Annotated in this window: 17 protein-coding genes and 1 pseudogene; 8 read left to right on the top strand and 10 right to left on the bottom strand. The window is 64.6% G+C overall.

Going from position 1 to position 15,046, the window contains the following annotated elements:
- Positions 1-67 precede the first annotated feature (67 nt).
- Genes rpmB through VFV09_03450 form a run of 3 tightly spaced genes read left to right on the top strand, consistent with a single transcriptional unit; the run spans position 68 to position 961 of the window.
- The gene (gene rpmB, locus VFV09_03460) at positions 68-256 is read left to right on the top strand and encodes a 50S ribosomal protein L28 (GenBank protein HEU4866765.1); all 189 of its coding nucleotides are present in this window, start codon (positions 68-70) and stop codon (positions 254-256) included.
- A gap of 13 nt (positions 257-269) precedes the next feature.
- A complete protein-coding gene (locus VFV09_03455; GenBank protein HEU4866764.1) occupies positions 270-746 on the top strand; it encodes a phage holin family protein in 477 nt (158 codons plus the stop codon).
- The gene (locus VFV09_03450) at positions 722-961 is read left to right on the top strand and encodes a DUF3618 domain-containing protein (protein ID HEU4866763.1); all 240 of its coding nucleotides are present in this window, start codon (positions 722-724) and stop codon (positions 959-961) included. The genes VFV09_03455 and VFV09_03450 overlap by 25 nt, the downstream gene beginning before the upstream one ends.
- A 20-nt stretch (positions 962-981) precedes the next feature.
- Here the strand turns inward: VFV09_03450 and VFV09_03445 are convergent, their stop codons facing one another.
- The 5 genes and pseudogenes from VFV09_03445 to thiL all read right to left on the bottom strand — a co-directional run bounded on the left by VFV09_03445 (position 982) and on the right by thiL (position 4,188).
- Positions 982-1,299 carry a hypothetical protein gene (locus tag VFV09_03445; GenBank protein ID HEU4866762.1) on the bottom strand — a complete coding sequence of 106 codons (318 nt, stop codon included), beginning with the start codon at positions 1,297-1,299 and terminating at the stop codon, positions 982-984.
- 115 nt (positions 1,300-1,414) lie between these two features.
- Positions 1,415-1,951: a hypothetical protein gene (locus VFV09_03440; protein HEU4866761.1), complete on the bottom strand. Its 537-nt coding sequence runs from the start codon at positions 1,949-1,951 to the stop codon at positions 1,415-1,417.
- A 226-nt stretch (positions 1,952-2,177) separates the two neighbouring features.
- Positions 2,178-2,315: pseudogene (locus VFV09_03435) on the bottom strand (DUF1059 domain-containing protein).
- 95 nt (positions 2,316-2,410) lie between these two features.
- Positions 2,411-3,217: a bifunctional hydroxymethylpyrimidine kinase/phosphomethylpyrimidine kinase gene (gene thiD / locus VFV09_03430; protein HEU4866760.1), complete on the bottom strand. Its 807-nt coding sequence runs from the start codon at positions 3,215-3,217 to the stop codon at positions 2,411-2,413.
- Positions 3,214-4,188: a thiamine-phosphate kinase gene (gene thiL, locus VFV09_03425; GenBank protein HEU4866759.1), complete on the bottom strand. Its 975-nt coding sequence runs from the start codon at positions 4,186-4,188 to the stop codon at positions 3,214-3,216. The genes thiD and thiL overlap by 4 nt, the downstream gene beginning before the upstream one ends.
- A 504-nt stretch (positions 4,189-4,692) precedes the next feature.
- Here thiL and VFV09_03420 point away from each other — a divergent pair.
- Positions 4,693-6,438, top strand: a complete 1,746-nt coding sequence (locus VFV09_03420; protein ID HEU4866758.1) for a SulP family inorganic anion transporter — start codon at positions 4,693-4,695, stop codon at positions 6,436-6,438.
- Here the strand turns inward: VFV09_03420 and VFV09_03415 are convergent.
- On the bottom strand, positions 6,382-6,672 hold the full coding sequence (locus VFV09_03415) for a hypothetical protein (GenBank protein ID HEU4866757.1): 291 nt from the start codon (positions 6,670-6,672) through the stop codon (positions 6,382-6,384). The two genes, VFV09_03420 and VFV09_03415, sit on opposite strands and share 57 nt — an antisense overlap.
- A 285-nt stretch (positions 6,673-6,957) precedes the next feature.
- Here VFV09_03415 and VFV09_03410 point away from each other — a divergent pair, with 285 nt between their 5' ends.
- Positions 6,958-7,818, top strand: coding sequence for a LysR family transcriptional regulator (locus tag VFV09_03410; protein ID HEU4866756.1), 861 nt, complete (start codon positions 6,958-6,960; stop codon positions 7,816-7,818).
- Positions 7,819-7,877: 59 nt separating this feature from the next.
- Here the strand turns inward: VFV09_03410 and VFV09_03405 are convergent, their stop codons facing one another.
- Entirely contained in the window at positions 7,878-9,683 is a 1,806-nt protein-coding gene (locus VFV09_03405; GenBank protein ID HEU4866755.1) for a phosphoenolpyruvate carboxykinase (GTP), read from the bottom strand.
- A 153-nt stretch (positions 9,684-9,836) separates the two neighbouring features.
- Between VFV09_03405 and VFV09_03400 the strand changes: the two genes are divergently transcribed.
- Positions 9,837-10,073, top strand: coding sequence for an Lrp/AsnC ligand binding domain-containing protein (locus tag VFV09_03400; GenBank protein HEU4866754.1), 237 nt, complete (start codon positions 9,837-9,839; stop codon positions 10,071-10,073).
- 93 nt (positions 10,074-10,166) lie between these two features.
- On the opposite strand, the gene VFV09_03395 is transcribed toward VFV09_03400, so the two are convergent.
- From VFV09_03395 to VFV09_03385, 3 genes are all read right to left on the bottom strand, one after another.
- Entirely contained in the window at positions 10,167-10,946 is a 780-nt protein-coding gene (locus tag VFV09_03395) for a methyltransferase domain-containing protein (GenBank protein ID HEU4866753.1), read from the bottom strand.
- Between the two features lie 168 nt (positions 10,947-11,114).
- Positions 11,115-12,203 carry a D-alanine--D-alanine ligase family protein gene (locus VFV09_03390; protein ID HEU4866752.1) on the bottom strand — a complete coding sequence of 363 codons (1,089 nt, stop codon included), beginning with the start codon at positions 12,201-12,203 and terminating at the stop codon, positions 11,115-11,117.
- A 28-nt stretch (positions 12,204-12,231) separates the two neighbouring features.
- Entirely contained in the window at positions 12,232-13,518 is a 1,287-nt protein-coding gene (locus VFV09_03385; GenBank protein HEU4866751.1) for a Coenzyme F420 hydrogenase/dehydrogenase, beta subunit C-terminal domain, read from the bottom strand.
- A 113-nt stretch (positions 13,519-13,631) separates the two neighbouring features.
- Between VFV09_03385 and cofC the strand changes: the two genes are divergently transcribed.
- Together cofC and VFV09_03375 are read left to right on the top strand one after the other, a co-directional pair.
- Complete coding sequence (gene cofC / locus VFV09_03380; GenBank protein HEU4866750.1) at positions 13,632-14,222, top strand: 2-phospho-L-lactate guanylyltransferase; 591 nt, start codon at positions 13,632-13,634, stop codon at positions 14,220-14,222.
- 94 nt (positions 14,223-14,316) lie between these two features.
- Positions 14,317-15,046 (top strand): PEP/pyruvate-binding domain-containing protein (locus tag VFV09_03375; GenBank protein ID HEU4866749.1); only part of this gene is annotated, 730 nt, incomplete at its 3' end.

Raw genomic sequence — 15,046 nt, 5'->3', positions numbered from 1 at the left:
GAGGGGGGACAAGTTCCTCCGTTTACACTAATGTTGATACCTACCGACAAATTTGAGGGAGTTACCCTTGTCCAAGGTTTGTGACGTATGCGGCAAGTCGCCCGTGTTTGGAAAGTCCATCAGCCACTCACACAAGCGAACCAACCGCAGGTGGTCCCCGAACATCCAGACCGTTCGTACGGTCATCGGCGGCACGCCCACCAAGCTCAAAGTCTGCACCTCCTGCATCTCGGCTAACAAGGTCACACGGGCGTAACGCCCGAACTTCCATGAGGGTTCAAGACCCGGCAGATCCGTCTTCCGAGGATTTCACCGAGTCGCTGCACGAATCCATTTCGGAGATCACCGAAAACGTCCAAACCGCCGGCGACCTACTGGCCGGCATCACCCAGGACCTTTCGAAGCTCATCCGCCTTGAGATCGAGCTTGCCAAGCAGGAAATCGTCGAACTGGCGCGCCCGAAACTGCTTGCCCTCGGAATGGGGGCCCTGGGCGTCGTGCTCGCGTTGTTCATCGTGCCGTTCCTGCTGCTCACGATCTTCGAGACCTTCGACATCTTCATGCCCCGGTCGCTGGCTGCCCTGGTGGTGACGCTGCTGATCACCGCTGGCGCCGCCGGAGTGTTCCTGTTCGCCAAGAGCAAGCTTGAAGGCACCTTCGTGCCCGAGAAGTCGGTCAAATCGGTAAAAATCACCCTCAGGACTTTGAAGGAGAGCGTGAAATGGGCAAAACGCCCGAGGAGATAGAGCTCGAGATCAAGCAGGCCCGCCTTGCGCTCGCCGAGAAGGTCGACGCGCTTGCCGATCAGGTCAAGGAGAGCGCCGAGCTGGTCAAGGACGAAGCCGAGAACGTCAAGGAAAAGGTCGAAGAGGTCAAATCCATGGCGGTCAAGGTGGTCGCCGTAGCCTTCGTCGCAGTCGTCGGCGTGCTGCTCGTGAAAAGGGCCTTCAGCCGCAGATAAGACGGCGCTCAACAAGCGTCTCAGCTGATTCCGCAGTCCTTCTGTAGCTGCTCCAGGAACACAGCTCCCTTCTGCGGGTCTCCGTTGGTCTGGGCAACGTAGTACGCCTCGGCCGCCTCGGCCAGGTCCAGCCGGGCGCTGAGGGCGACCTCGAAGAGCCCCTTGATCCGAGCGAGCCGCTCGGCGCCCTCCAGCTCTTGCGAGTCCCGGGTGAAGGCCCGGACCGCGTCGCAGGTCTCCACCGAGGCCTGCCGCTGCACCTCCGCCTGGTTCGCCCCGGGCTGGCCGCATGCCCCGGCTACGAGAAGCAGCCCGGCCAACCACCGTCTGTTGATCACGCCCCGATTATGACCCGGCAACCGGCCGGCCCACCCAGCCCTTCAACGCAGCCGCTCGGCGAGCTCGTCCATCAGCTCGTCCAGGCGGGCCGCGAAGCCGCAGACGCAGATGTCGTTAGGACTCGCCCTCTGTGCACTCCTGCTGAATCGTCTCGGCGTTTGCCGGGTCGAGGATCTTGAAGCCGGTGTTGCCCTCTTCCCGCTCCGTCTCGGCCTCAACGTTAGGGGTCTCTTCGTAATCGAGGTCCGCGCTCGTGGTGGTTCCGCCGAAGTTGCCGAAGGTCTTCTCGCCGTCGTCGACCCGTACCACCATCACGATGCAGCCCAGGTCTTCGGCGGTTTCGCCGTCCTCAATTTCGGTGACCTCTGCGAGTTGGTTGCCCAGCAGCTGCGCCTCATGGGAGGCGTGCTCCTTGGACTCCTGGTCGTGCTTGGCGATAAAGCGGTTTGGATCCAGGGTGAAGGTCCCGCCCGAGTCGTTGTCCACCTCGGTGATCCGGTACAGAACGTACCCCCCGTTGGGGCCCGGGGTGCTTGGCGCTTCGGTATTGGCATCGTAAGACGAGAAGAACGCCAACTGTCGATAGGTGATCTCGACTTCGCCTCCGGTACCGCCGCCGCAGCCGGCTGCTACGAGTGCGAGGGCCGCCAATCCGGCCCAGAGGACACGGGAGCGACGCCTTGGGGTTGTCGAAAGCCCTGCAATGGGTGAAAGCCTGTCCGCCACAGATTTCCTCCTAGGTCTAGAGAGTGCACGAAGGTACATTGCACTCTTCCCCGGAGGCGCCGTCAAGGTTGTTGCCGAAGCTTCGAGGACTTGGGGGGTCCCTCCCCGCCTCCTCCCGGGAGCCTCGACCGAGGATCCGCAGAACTACCTGCTACTTGGCGTTCTTCATGATGTAGCTCATGACCGTCTGAGTCGGGGTCATGACCTTGTGGACATCACGAAGGTGTACCGCCACCTGGCGCATGAGCTCTTCCTTCGAAGAAGCTTTTGCACGCCATCTGCAGGTGTCCGCGCCTACGTCCGCTCAGCCAACCTCTGGAGGCATAGCTTGTTCCTTTCTTCCGACAAGTTCCCATCCTCTCAAGGGTTGAGTTTTATGGGTGCTCAAAACCCGCCAGGCTTCATGGTCGTGTCCCATCCATGGTTCGTCGGGCCGTACCCCTGGCCGACATCGAGCCCGTATCGGATTGCTCCGGTGACGTACTCCTTCGCCCCCCACACTGCTTCCGGAACGCTCGATCCGAGTGCCAGGTAAGCCGCTATCGCGGCCGACAGCGTGCACCCCGTCCCGTGGGTGTTGAAGGAGACGATGCGCTCCTCGGTGACCTCCGCAAATATCTCGCCGTTGTACAGGACGTCCGTGGCGTCCAGGCCCAGATGGCCGCCCTTTACCAGCACCCACTCCGGCCCCATCGCGTGCAGCGCCCTGGCCGCCTCCTTCATTCCGTCGATGTCGGCAACCTCCATCCCGGTCAGCAGCGCCGCCTCCTGGAGGTTGGGAGTGATCACGGTCGCCAGGGGGAACAGCCGGGACACCAGGGCGTCGATGCTGTCCTCGGTCAGCAGCACGTCCTGGTTCTTCGACATGAAAACCGGGTCAACCACCAGGTTCGGGATGGCGAACTCTTTGATCGAGTCGGCCACCGTCTCGACGATCCTGGGGTTCGACAGCATCCCGGTCTTGGCCGCTGCCACCTCAAAGTCGGTGGCCACCTGGAGGACCTGCTCCCGCACGAAAACCGCCGGCACGTCGTGGACGGCAGAGACGCCCTGGGTGTTCTGGGCGGTCAGGGCGCAGATGGCGCTCGTGCCGTGGACGCCCAGGGCGAGAAACGTCTTGAGGTCGGCCTGGATGCCGGCTCCCCCGCCGGAGTCGCTCCCGGCAATGGTCAGTGCGGAGGGGACTCTCAAACCCGAAGGTGATCCCAGCCCGGCGCTTCCAGCGGAGTCTCGGCCGACTCGACCAGCAGTACCCGCCCCCGGGACTCCTCCACGATCTCACCCACCTTCGTCACCTTCGTCCCGGTCGCCTCGGTGATCGCCGCCATGGCCGCCTCGCAGCGGTCCTGGGGGATGGTGAAGCACAACTCGTAGTCCTCTCCCCCGGCGAGAGCCAGCTGAAGGGTGCTCTCGTCCAGCTCGGCTCCCTTGAGGTCCACCACCGGCAGATCGGACTCCTGGATCAACACACCGACCCCTGAAGCCTGGCAGATGTGGCCCAGGTCGGCGCAGAATCCGTCGGAGACGTCGATCATCGCCGAGGGAAGGTGGCGTCGGAGCGCCTGCACCTCGTTGACCCGGGGCGTTGGACGAAGATGGGCCTTCAGCAGGTCGAGCCGGTCCCGCTTTCCGTCCCGCATCAGCCGGAGCCCGGCGGCGCTCTCACCAAGCGTGCCGGTGACACAGACCGCATCGCCCACCCGGGCGTTGCCGCGCTCGATGAACAGCCTGCCGGCCGGGTTCCCCAGCAGGGCGACCGAGATGATGATCTGGCTGCTGCGGGTGACGTCGCCCCCGACGACGGCCATGTCGAACTGCTGGCAGCACTCCTGCATGCCGACATAGAGGCCCTCCAGCCACTCGACCTCGAGGCCGGGCACCACGCCCAAGCCGACAACCGCCCGCCGGGGGACCCCGCCCATGGCCGCGACGTCGCTGATGTTGACCGCAATCGCCTTGTAGCCGAGGTCCTCGGGGCCGGTGAAGGCGGTGTCGAAATGAACGTGCTCTACCAGCAGGTCGGTGGTGAACAGGATGGTGCCGGACGGGGCGCGCAGAACCGCGGCGTCGTCCCCGATCCAGACCTCGCCCTCGGCGGGCTCTCCCACGATCGCCCGGAGGCGGTCGATCAGGCCGAACTCACCAACCTGGGATAACTCCATTAGGCGAGATTAGCGCGTGTCGCCCCCGTGGTCACACTTTCTTAGAGGTTCACCCCAGAAACAGCCGGGAGGGGACGTGAACCGGAATCCCGAAGTCCCAACCTGGTTCGAGGGCCGCAAGATCCGGGCGAGGTGGAGGCGGGACGGGAGGAGCCAAAAGCGGTCTTCAGAGACTGGTGCGAGTCCAAGGACCGCCCCTAGCGCCCGGGCTTCCTCTTTATCGAGCCTGTGAAGTCCCTCACATCCAACCTTTTCCATAGGCATTACCTATATCTCAGATCCGAACTACGTATTGGACGGATAGCTCCGATCCGGCGAGAATTCATATTCAGGTCAGGCCCGAGCCCAATCAGCTGCAGCGCTACGGGTCGCGTCAGACAATTCTTCGCGCCCGGACATCCCGGTCAGCGGCGCTAGGTCGCAGAAAGCAGAGACAACATGGGCAACTCACGCGGGCGCGTCCACCCACAAGGCCGGCAATGAGCGATAGATCCGCCACCTCGCATGGCTTTGACTGCACTTGATGCCGGGCCGGCGAACCAGCACCTCCATCTAGGAAGGCTTCTCCCCGGTCGACGTGATTATGCCGGCCTGCGGCAAACCTGGAAGGCAGACGTCGTTGCGGGAGCTACCGTCTCGGTGGTCGCCCTGCCCCTGGCTCTCGGCTTTGGAATTGCCACCGGCGTGGGCGCCAGTGCCGGACTGATTACCGCAATCGTTGCGGGGTTTGTCGCTGGGATCTTCGGGGGCTCCAATGTTCAGGTTTCGGGACCCACCGGGGCCATGACGGTGGTCCTGATTCCGATAGTCGCCCAGCACGGTGCAAGCGGTGTTCTGGCGGTCGGAATGATGGCGGGAATCCTGGTTCTGCTGAGCAGCATCAGCGGGATCGGCAGGTATCTCGCATTTATGCCGTGGCCGGTGGTCGAAGGGTTCACCGCCGGAATTGCGATCATCATCTTTCTGCAACAGGTCCCGACGGGGCTCGGGGTGTCCAAACCGGACGGCGGCAACGCGGTGGCGGTGGCATTCAAGGCCGTCACAACTTCGCCCTCCGGACCGACCTTCGCATCGGCCGGTCTCGTCGTGCTGGTTGCGGCCGTGATGTTTGTAGCTCCCAAGCTTCATCGATCGGTTCCCGGGTCTCTACTGGCGGTGCTGGCTGCCACCCTGGTCTCAAAGACCTTCCCGCTTTCGGTGGCGCGTGTGGGCGCCCTGCCCGGCTCGCTGCCGTTGCCGAGCCTGCCGCGCATCCCATGGGTTGGGCTGACCGACCTGTTCATGGCTGCGGTAGCAGTAGCTTTTCTCGCTGCTCTCGAAAGCTTGTTGTCGGCGAAGGTCGCCGATGGCATGGCGGACACCGGCCGGCACGATCCCGATCGAGAACTCTTCGGCCAGGGCTTGGCCAACCTGCTGTCCGCCGTCTTCGGCGGTTTGCCGGCGACGGGAGCCATTGCTCGGACCGCGGTCAACGTCCGGGCGGGTGCCCAAAGCCGGCTGGCCACGATTGTCCATGCAGTCACTCTGCTCCTCATAGTGTCGTTCGCCGGCGAGCTGGTCTCCCAGATTCCCATTGCCGCTCTGGCGGGCGTCCTGATGGTTACGGCCTTCCGGATGGTCGAGGTTCACAACCTCAGGGCGGTGCTCAAATCAACGCGCTCCGACGCCGCAGTGCTGCTCACGACCGCGCTGGCAACAGTCGCTTTTGACCTGACGGTCGCAGTTGAGATCGGGATCGGGGTGGCGGCTGTGCTCGCGCTGCGGCACATTGCAAACAGCACCGAGGCTGAGCCGGAACCCCTGGTGCTTGACGAGTCGGTCACCTCGGCAGACGAGGCCAGCTTTCTTCGCGACCACATTGTGGTTTACCGGCTGGACGGAGCGATGTTCTTCGGGGTCGCCCACACCTTTCTCATGCGGTTGACCGATGTCGGTGACGTGAGGGTGGTGGTACTCCGCCTGTCTCAACTCCAGGTTCTGGATGCCACGGGCGCGCAGGCCCTTGGAGAGATCATCTCCACGCTGCAGGGGAGAGGGGTGACGGTCCTGCTTAAAGGAATCCGTCCAGGGCATCGCCAGCTACTCGAAACGGTCGGGGCGCTCGACCAGCTGGCTCGGGAGCATCACCTGTTCGACACTCTCGAAGCTGCGGTCGCACACGCCAGAAAGCACGTTCACGACCGCAGCCCGGAATCAGACCCTCACAAACGCCAGGGCCGCGACCTTCCGCACGCCACGAACCAGCTGTAGTTCGGTCTCGCTCAATTGGTAGATCAGCTGCTGCACCAGATCGTCCCCGGCTTGGGAGTTCCTGAACCCTGCGAACAGCGGCTTGGGATGCGATTCCATTAGTCCCTCCTCAACCAGCATGCCGAGCGTGTCCTCCAGCTCAACCGAGAAGGGCCCCCAGACGTGGGGACGGAAGGTGAAGACCGTCCAAGGGATCGGGCCTACTTCCTGCAGCAGGTGGACGCCCTTTTGCATTCGAAAATGGCTGAGCGGCTTGAGGTCGAGGTCAGGTGTTGTCAGGTGGGAGGCAAGGAGCAACGGAGGGAGCGATCTTTCGATCGCCGCTGTCCGGTCCGAAAACGTGGGGTCGGGGAGGACTGCATTAGTCATGCTCATCTGCTTTCTGCGTCGACGGCCGATTTCGATTCCGGTCCGGTCTGGGCGACCACGAACAATCTCGAAATCCTGAATCGACCATCATTTCTGGCTGGGCTCTATCCGTCCAATACATAGATTGGATTCGATCTATAAGCTATGCCTATGGATATGCGCCGCCTCCAGATGTTTCTGGCCGTCCACGAACATCAAAGCTTCACCCGCGCCGCAAAGGCGTCGTTTATCTCGCAGCCCGCTCTTTCCCAGTGCATCAAAGAGCTCGAGAACCAGATGGGAGCCGTGCTGTTCCACCGGCTCGGACGCCGGGTGACGCTGACCCCCGCAGGAGAAGCTCTTGTGGGACCCGCCAGCCAGGTCGTCCGGGAATTTGAGGCTGGGAGACGGGCGGTGCAGGCTGTGAAAGGGCTTCAGGCGGGTCGCTTGGACCTCGCGTGCCTTCCGAGCCTCGCGGCGGATCCGGTAGCTCCCTTGATCGGCGCCTTTCGTTCGCGATACCCGGGCGTGTTGGTGGTTATGACTTCCCCACGAGATCCTGCCGACCTCGCGCGGCTCGTCGCTCACGGCACCTGCGAGCTGGGTGTGACCGATGCATGCGACGTTCCCAGGGACATGATCTCCAAGCCGGTTGTCACCCAGGAACTGTTCGCTGTCCTGCCGCCGGGAACGACCCCGGCCACCGATCCTATGACGCTCGAAGCCCTGAACAAGATCCCGATAGTGAGCACTCAGCAGGGGACCTTCACCAGGAACGTTCTGGACCAGGCCTTCTTCGACGCCGGGTTGTCCGCCAATCTGGCCGTGGTCAGTGAGCAGAGGGATGCAATTCCGCCCCTGGTGCTGTCGGGCGCGGGCGCGGCCTTGTTGCCCCGGCCCCTGGCCCTGGCTCTGCAGGCTCAGGGCGCGGTCATGGCGGGCCTGGAGCCCAGGCTGTTTCGGGAGGTTGTGATGATCCACCGCAACTCGGTACCCTCGCCGGCGGCGCAGGCATTCTTCGAGATGGCTTAGCGCACCTTCTCCCGGGCTCGCCGGTGCCCCAAGGGGGCACCGGCCGCGGGAGACGATTTTTAGCCCAGACGCTCTTCCAGCTTGGCCAGCTCGTCCTTCAGTTCCTGCGGCATGCGCTCGCCCAGGTTGTTGTAGTGCTCGGCGATGGATGCAGCCTCGGCCTTCCAGTCCTCGACGTTGACGGCAAGCAGGTTCGCCAGCTCTTCGTCGCTGATGTCCAGTCCCTCGGTGTTCAGCGATCCCGGCGCCGGCACGCGGCCCAGCGGGGTGTCGACCGCTTCGCCCTTGCCGGAAACCCGGTCGCAGACCCAGGCGATGACCCGGCTGTTTTCGCCGAACCCGGGCCACAGGAACTTGCCGTTGGCGTCCTTGCGGAACCAGTTCACGTAGAACATCCCGGGCAGCTTGGAGGTGTCGCCCTTAGCGCCGATGGACAGCCAGTGGCTCAAGTAGTCCCCCATGTTGTAGCCGCAGAACGGCAGCATGGCGAACGGGTCACGCCGTACGTTGCCGACCGCGCCGGCCTGGGCTGCGGTGGTCTCGGAGGCCATGATCGACCCGAGGAACACACCCTGCTGCCAGTCGTAGGCCTCGGTCACCAGCGGCACAACGGTGGCGCGGCGGCCGCCGAAGAGCATCGCCGAGATCGGCACACCCTTGGGGTCCTCCCACTCGGGGGCGATAACCGGGCAGTGCGACGCCATGGCGGTGAAGCGGGCGTTCGGGTGCGCCGAGGGCACGCCGCTTTCCGGGGTCCACGACTGACGCTTCCAGTCGGTCAGGTGAGCAGGCTTCTGTTTGGTCATTCCCTCCCACCAGACGTCGCCGTCGTCGGTCAGCGCGGTGTTGGTGAACAGCGAGTCCCGGTCCAGGGTCCGCATTGCGTTGAAGTTGGTCTCGTCCGAGGTGCCGGGGGCGACGCCGAAGAACCCCGCTTCCGGGTTGATGGCGTAAAGCCGGCCGTCCTCGCCGAACTTCATCCAGCAGATGTCGTCGCCGATGGTTTCGACCTTCCAGCCGGGCAGCGTCGGCACCAGCATGGCGAGGTTGGTCTTGCCGCAGGCCGACGGGAAGGCCCCGGTGACGAAGTCGACCTTGCCCTCGGGCGAGGTGACCTTGACGATCAGCATGTGCTCGGCCAGCCAGTTGTCCTCGCGGGCCATGATCGATGCGATGCGCAGGGCGAAGCACTTCTTGCCGAGCAGGGCGTTGCCGCCGTAGCCCGAGCCGTAAGACCAGATCTCCTTGGTCTCCGGGAAGTGGACGATGTACTTCTGCTCCGGGTTGCAGGGCCAGGTGGAGTCTTCTTCGCCGGGCTCCAACGGAGCTCCGAGGGAGTGCAGACAGGGGACGAACTCGCCGTCTTCGCCGAGGGCGTCGAGGGCCTTGGCCCCCATGCGGGTCATGATCCGCATGCTGACGGCCACGTAGGCGGAGTCCGTGAGCTCCACGCCGATGTGGGCGATCGGGGACCCGACCGGGCCCATGGAGAAGGGGACGACATACATCGTGCGGCCCTTCATCGAGCCTTTGTACAGGCCCTTCATGGTCTCGCGCATCTCGTCCGGGTCGGTCCAGTTGTTGGTGGGACCGGCGTCGTCGGCGTTCTTCCAGCAGATGAAGGTGCGGTCCTCAACCCGTGCGACGTCGCCGGGGTCGGAGGCTGCCCAGTAGCTGTTCGGGCGCTTGGCCTCGTCGAGCTTGGTGAAGGTGCCTGCGTCGACCAGCTGCTGACAGAGCCGGTTGTACTCCTCGGCCGACCCGTCGCACCAGTAGATGTCGTCGGGCGTCGTGAGGGTGGCGATTTCGTCGACCCATGACAGCAGAGCCTTGTTGTTCGTGAGGGTGGTAGCGGAGTTAACCATCGTGAATGTTCCCCTTATGCGTGGCCGGAGCCCTTAGGTTTCTGCCCGGACGCCGTTGTCCAGTGCAGGGGCTCAAATTTGTGCGACTCGACCCGGCCCGCCCGACGCGGTTTAGGATGATGCCCACTCAATACCGAGGGGAAGGTGAGTCACGTGGCAGTGCAAGCTTACATCCTGATCCAGACCGAGGTGGGCAAGGCCGCAAAGGTCGCCAGCGAAGCCTCCAGTATTCCGGGAGTCACCTCGGCGGAGGACGTGACCGGACCTTACGACGTAATCGTCCAGGCGGAAGCCGGAACGGTGGACGACCTCGGCAAATTGGTGGTCGCCAAGATTCAGGCGGTCGAAGGAATCACCCGCACGCTGACCTGCCCGGTGGTCCACCTCTAGGCACAAATCCTCACCGCATCAAGCCGTAATCCCTAGCGGCCGCCCGATTCTTGGGTACGGTTTGTGATACCCAAGAAAGAAGTTGTAATTCGGCTACCGCTCTACCTTGCGCCAGGCGAGCGATTTCGGTCCGGTGATCCCCAGCAGGTCGCAGGGGACGATGCGGCTTCCCAGCTCGGCGACCTTCGGGGCCGCATCGGGGTAGAAGATCTCCGCCAGCTCGACCGCTTCCTCAGCGCTGGTGAACTCAACGCCCATCTTTCCGGGGAAACTCACGAACTTAAATCCCCGCTCCTCGAGCCACGATCGCTTCCTCGGCGGCCAGATGAGCACGACCATGCCGCCGGTCCGGGTAACTCGTTCCAGTTCGGCGAGACCCGGGTCGCCCCCGTGGATCGGGTCGCAGGAGAAGGCCGAGCAGGTGAAGCTCACGTCGGCCCATGCGTCGGGCAGCGGGATGTCGTTCAGGAAGCCTCCGGATACCGAACAGTGGCCCTGGCACTCCTCCTGCAACCGTTTCCTCAGGCGTTCCCGCAGGGGCGGAGCAGGCTCGATGCCGGCCAGCTCCTCACACCGGTGCGCCAGTTCGAGTGTCAGGCGGCCCCAGCCGCAGCCGACCTCGACCGCCCGGCCTACGCGCTGGGGTATCCACTCCAGGATTCCGGGGTGGATGCGCTCCCCCGCCGTCAGCCGCCCGTAGAGTTCCGGCTCCAGGCGGTAGAGCAGCTCCCACGCAAGGTCGGCGACCACGAGGTCCCACGCCCCGGGATCGTGGTCGATGCGGTTCAGGACCTCCGGATCGATGGGTCCCAGGAAGCGGCGGCGCTCCTCCGCGGTGAATACCGCAAGGTCGGAGGGGCGGTACCTTCGCAAGAGGGGCTCGGGCGGAGGCGGCGAGTCGGATAGCTCGCGGAGAGCGCCTCTGGAACCTGTCTGCACTGAGATTGCCTCCGGCCGATCACCCATCTTCTGGGGTGAGACGAACCGTTCTTATACCCCCGGGATCGTACGCCTAACGCCCGAGTTCCGGAAGCCCCCGCTTTAGGTGGCGGCTCGCTCCAGCGCCAGCTCGATCAGACGGTCGATCAGCTCCGAGTAGCCGAGGCCAGAGGCGCCCCACAGCTTTGGGAACATCGAGATCTCGGTGAAGCCGGGCATGGTGTTGATCTCGTTGATCAGCACCCGGCCGTCGTCGGCGACAAAGAAGTCCACCCGGGCCAGACCTGCAGCTCCGATCGCCCGGAAGGCGGTCACGGCGTACTCCCGGATCGTTGCGCTTATCTCTTCGGGCAGGTCGGCCGGTACCAGCGTCTTGGACGACGGCTCCAGGTACTTCGCCTCGTAGTCGTAGAAGTCCCGGCCGGGGATGATCTCGCCGCACACACTGGCCTTGGGGTCGTCGTTGCCCAGAACCGCGCACTCGATCTCCCGGCCGGTGATCCCCTCTTCGACGATCGCCTTGCTATCGAACTGGAACGCGACACCGATGCCGTCGGCAAGGCTCCCCTCGTCGATGCATTTGGAGATTCCCACCGACGAGCCCAGGTTCGCCGGCTTGGTGAACGACGGGAACCCCAACAAAGAGGCCGTGGCCAGAGCAGCCTCCCGGTGCGACTCCCAGCCGCCCCGGCGCAGAACCACGTACTTCGGGCTCGGCAGCCCGGCCGCGGCAAAAGCGATCTTCATCATCTGCTTGTCCATCCCCACCGCCGACCCGAGCACCCCCGACCCGACGTAGGGCACCCCGGCCACCTCCAGCAGACCCTGGATCGTGCCGTCCTCGCCGTAGGGGCCGTGGAGAACGGGAAAAACGACGTCGCAGGCCAGAGTGGGGGCCTTCAGGCCGTAGGCGCCGGCGACCGATGTCTGGGTGTGCTTGCCCAGGCCGCCGAACAGGTCGAGCTTGGTGCCGTCGGCGACGAACCTCTCGTTCGGCAGCTCCAGAGCTCCCCCGGCCAGCACCTGCAGGGAAGACTCGGGCAGGACCCAGTCCCCGTCACGGGTGATGCCGACAGGGATCACCGCGTAGCGGGAGGGATCCATCGCGGCCGCAACGTGGCGGGCGGAGACACAGGAGACGTCGTGTTCGGCCGACTGGCCGCCGAAAAGCAGCACGACACGGGTTTTCATATACAAATCGGGGCGGTGCGGAGCGAGATCAGGCGGGTTTTGCTGGCTCGATGCCGGGAGTCGGCTCCGCGGCCTTGTCGTCGCCGGCCCCTACCTCGGCAAGCTGTTCCTCGACAAACTCTCGTTTGGCCTTGTCGAGCACCCTCTTGACGGGCCAGCGGGCTGCGGCGTGGGACTCCAGCGGCCCGGTGCGGCGGCGCTGCTTTTTGGCCAGCACCTCCAGGACCCGCATTCCTTCGGGGTCCTCCTCGGTGGGCTTGGTCTCGATGATCCCGGCGGCTACCGCCCGGTTCCATACATCCTTGCCGTACTCGCTGCGGATGATGCACATCGTCCAGCCAGACAGGCCGATGCCGCCGAACGAGATGTCGGCGTGCTCGGCCGAGAAGTCCGGGCAGTGGTGGCACCAGTCGTTCGACGAAACCTTGCACTCGTCCAGAGGGATCTTGACGTCGGTCCCGTCGGTGAGGGTGACGTAGACGTCGCCCTTGACGTTGACCTTCACGATCTTGTCGACGTCGACCCCGTACCGGTCCCGGACGATGTCGAAGATGAACTCCTCGTACTTGAAGGTCTCGTTGCACATCAGGCCGGCGACGAACTTCGTCATGCGGCTCCAGCGCTTGATGCCCTCGGCGTTCATCTCCCGCATGGCGGTCGACTCGCAGGACACCCCGACGACCCCGACCTTCTTGAGCTTGCGGGCCGCGGCCTCCTTGAGGGCCAGCGGGGTGTTGCAGTAGGTGTACCGGGAACCCGAAGACTTCAGGAACTCATCACGGGTGGTGACCACGGCCGGCATGTCGAACCAGGGCTTCTCGGGATTCGGCATGGCGACGCAGGCGCCGTCCAGCTCGCCGTTGTCCAGCATCCATCCCATGATCGCGCTGACGACCCCGCCGTCCTGGCCCACCTTCTTGATGTCCTCGGCGGTTGCCCTGCCGAGCCACATCTCGCGGTGCTGACCGTAAATCTCGCTCGGGTGCTTGCGGCGGCGGCCGAAAAGCATGTCCTCGATCTTGTCGATGTTCGGCTCGAGCCGGAGGCACGCCATGGCGCATAGGGAGCAGCTCTGCTCGCCGTGCACACAGTAGTCGGGGGGATCCGATTCGTCCTTCTGCTTGGGGCGCAACAGGTCGGTCATCTCGATGACGTCGTGGGGACAGGACACAACACACGCCGAACATCCGACACAGACCTCGGTCGCGACGATCTCGTGATAGAGATGTTTCCAGTGTTTGCGCTCGGGACCGGCGTTCCAATGCTTGCGTTTTTCGCTTGTCGCCGCCGGTGCGTCTCCGTTTACTTCCGCCATGCGGGAGAGTATAAGCTGCGCGCGCAAAAGCCCGCTGATGGTCGCAGATGACCCTTTTTCAGCCCAATTCCGGTCTTGGAAGGAAATAGTCCTTGGAATCCATCCTCATCCCGGTGAAGCGACTGGATCAGGCGAAGCTGCGGCTCTCCCAACGGCTGGCGCCTCCGGACCGCCGGCGGCTGGGCCTGGCGATGCTCGCTGACGTCCTCCGGGCGACCGAGAAGTGGTCCCACCGGCTGGTCGTCACCAACGACCCGGATGCCGAAGCGGTGGGCCTGGCGTTCGGGTGTGCGCTGGTCTCCGACCCCGGCGAGGGGCTGAACGCAGCGGTCACGGCGGGGACTGCGGCCGCGGTTGCGGGGGGTTCCACCACCCTTCTGGTCCTCCCTTCGGACGTGCCGATGGTGACCTCCGACGACGTCAACGCCCTGTTCTGGTACCCCGAGCAGGTGGTGGTGGCGCCGTCCGGCGACGGCGGCACCAACGCCCTGATCCGCCGGCCGCCGGCTGTTCTAGCGCCCTCGTTCGGCCCGGGAAGCGCCGGGCTCCACGCACTGCGAGCCCAAGAGGCCGGGCTGACCTGCCGGTCGGTCCGGCTGAGCTCGCTGGTCCTGGATATCGACCGCTACCGAGACCTGGTGACGCTCGGCGGCCTGGAGAACCTGCGGGAGAGCGTCCGTCTGGCAAGGGAGCTGCTCGGTTAGCGACTTCATTTTCGACAAGCGCCAGGCGCTCGACGCTCCGCTGGAGCTGGTCGGCGGGAAGGCAGCATCTCTGGCCCGCCTCCTGGCCGCCGGCGTGCCGGTTCCCGACTTCTTCGTAGTCACATCGGCCGCCTTCGAACACCACCTGGCGGTCAACCGCCTGATCTGGCCGGCATCCGACGACCCGGAGACCATCGAGCAGCTGGCCGCTCGGATCGCCCGGGCGCCGATGCCGGGAGCGGTTCACGAATCGCTGGTTCGGGCCTACCTCGCACAGATGCGGGCCAACGTCGAGGAGTTCGTTGCCGTCCGGTCGTCCGGCGCCACCGAGGACTCGGGGCCGGCTTCGTTTGCCGGACAGTTCTCCACCACGCTGAACATTAAGAGCGGGCGGCTCAAGAGGGCGGTGCAGGAGTGCTGGGCGTCGAGCCTGTCGGCAGGGTCCCTGGCCTACCGGAAGAGGCGGAAGCTCCTGCTGGGGCCGGGCCCGGCCTTCGCCGTGATCGTTCAGATCCAGGTGTTCGCGCTGAAGGCGGGCGTCCTCTTTACCCGGCACCCGCTGGAGCCCGATGGAGACGCCGCCTATGTGGAGGCGAACTTCGGCACCGGCGAGTCGGTGGTCGGCGGGATGATCACGCCCGACTCCTACACCCTCTCCCGGTCGACCGGCAGGGTGGTCGAGGCCCGTATCGGGTCTAAAAAACGGATGACCGTAGTCTCGAATAGCGAGCAGGGAAGCCGGGTGGTCGAGACCGACCCCGGGTTGCGTGCCCAGCCTTCGCTGTCGGCCGAGGAGGCGGAAGAGTTGCTGGCGACGGGACTGA

The organism is Actinomycetota bacterium (assembly GCA_035759705.1).
In the GTDB taxonomy this organism is placed as follows: Bacteria; Actinomycetota; CADDZG01; order JAHWKV01; family JAHWKV01; genus JAJCYE01.
Note: the sequence above shows the minus strand (reverse complement) of the source record. Positions and strands in the feature narration are given on the sequence as shown.

Coding starts and splice junctions, on each gene's coding strand:
- VFV09_03455 (HEU4866764.1), top strand. CDS start 270: ATGAGGGTTCAAGACCCGGCAGATCCGTCTTCCGAGGATTTCACCGAG.
- VFV09_03450 (HEU4866763.1), top strand. CDS start 722: ATGGGCAAAACGCCCGAGGAGATAGAGCTCGAGATCAAGCAGGCCCGC.
- thiL (HEU4866759.1), bottom strand. CDS start 4,188: ATGGAGTTATCCCAGGTTGGTGAGTTCGGCCTGATCGACCGCCTCCGG.
- VFV09_03420 (HEU4866758.1), top strand. CDS start 4,693: ATGGCTTTGACTGCACTTGATGCCGGGCCGGCGAACCAGCACCTCCAT.
- VFV09_03415 (HEU4866757.1), bottom strand. CDS start 6,672: ATGCAAAAGGGCGTCCACCTGCTGCAGGAAGTAGGCCCGATCCCTTGG.
- VFV09_03410 (HEU4866756.1), top strand. CDS start 6,958: ATGGATATGCGCCGCCTCCAGATGTTTCTGGCCGTCCACGAACATCAA.
- VFV09_03405 (HEU4866755.1), bottom strand. CDS start 9,683: ATGGTTAACTCCGCTACCACCCTCACGAACAACAAGGCTCTGCTGTCA.
- VFV09_03390 (HEU4866752.1), bottom strand. CDS start 12,203: ATGAAAACCCGTGTCGTGCTGCTTTTCGGCGGCCAGTCGGCCGAACAC.
- VFV09_03385 (HEU4866751.1), bottom strand. CDS start 13,518: ATGGCGGAAGTAAACGGAGACGCACCGGCGGCGACAAGCGAAAAACGC.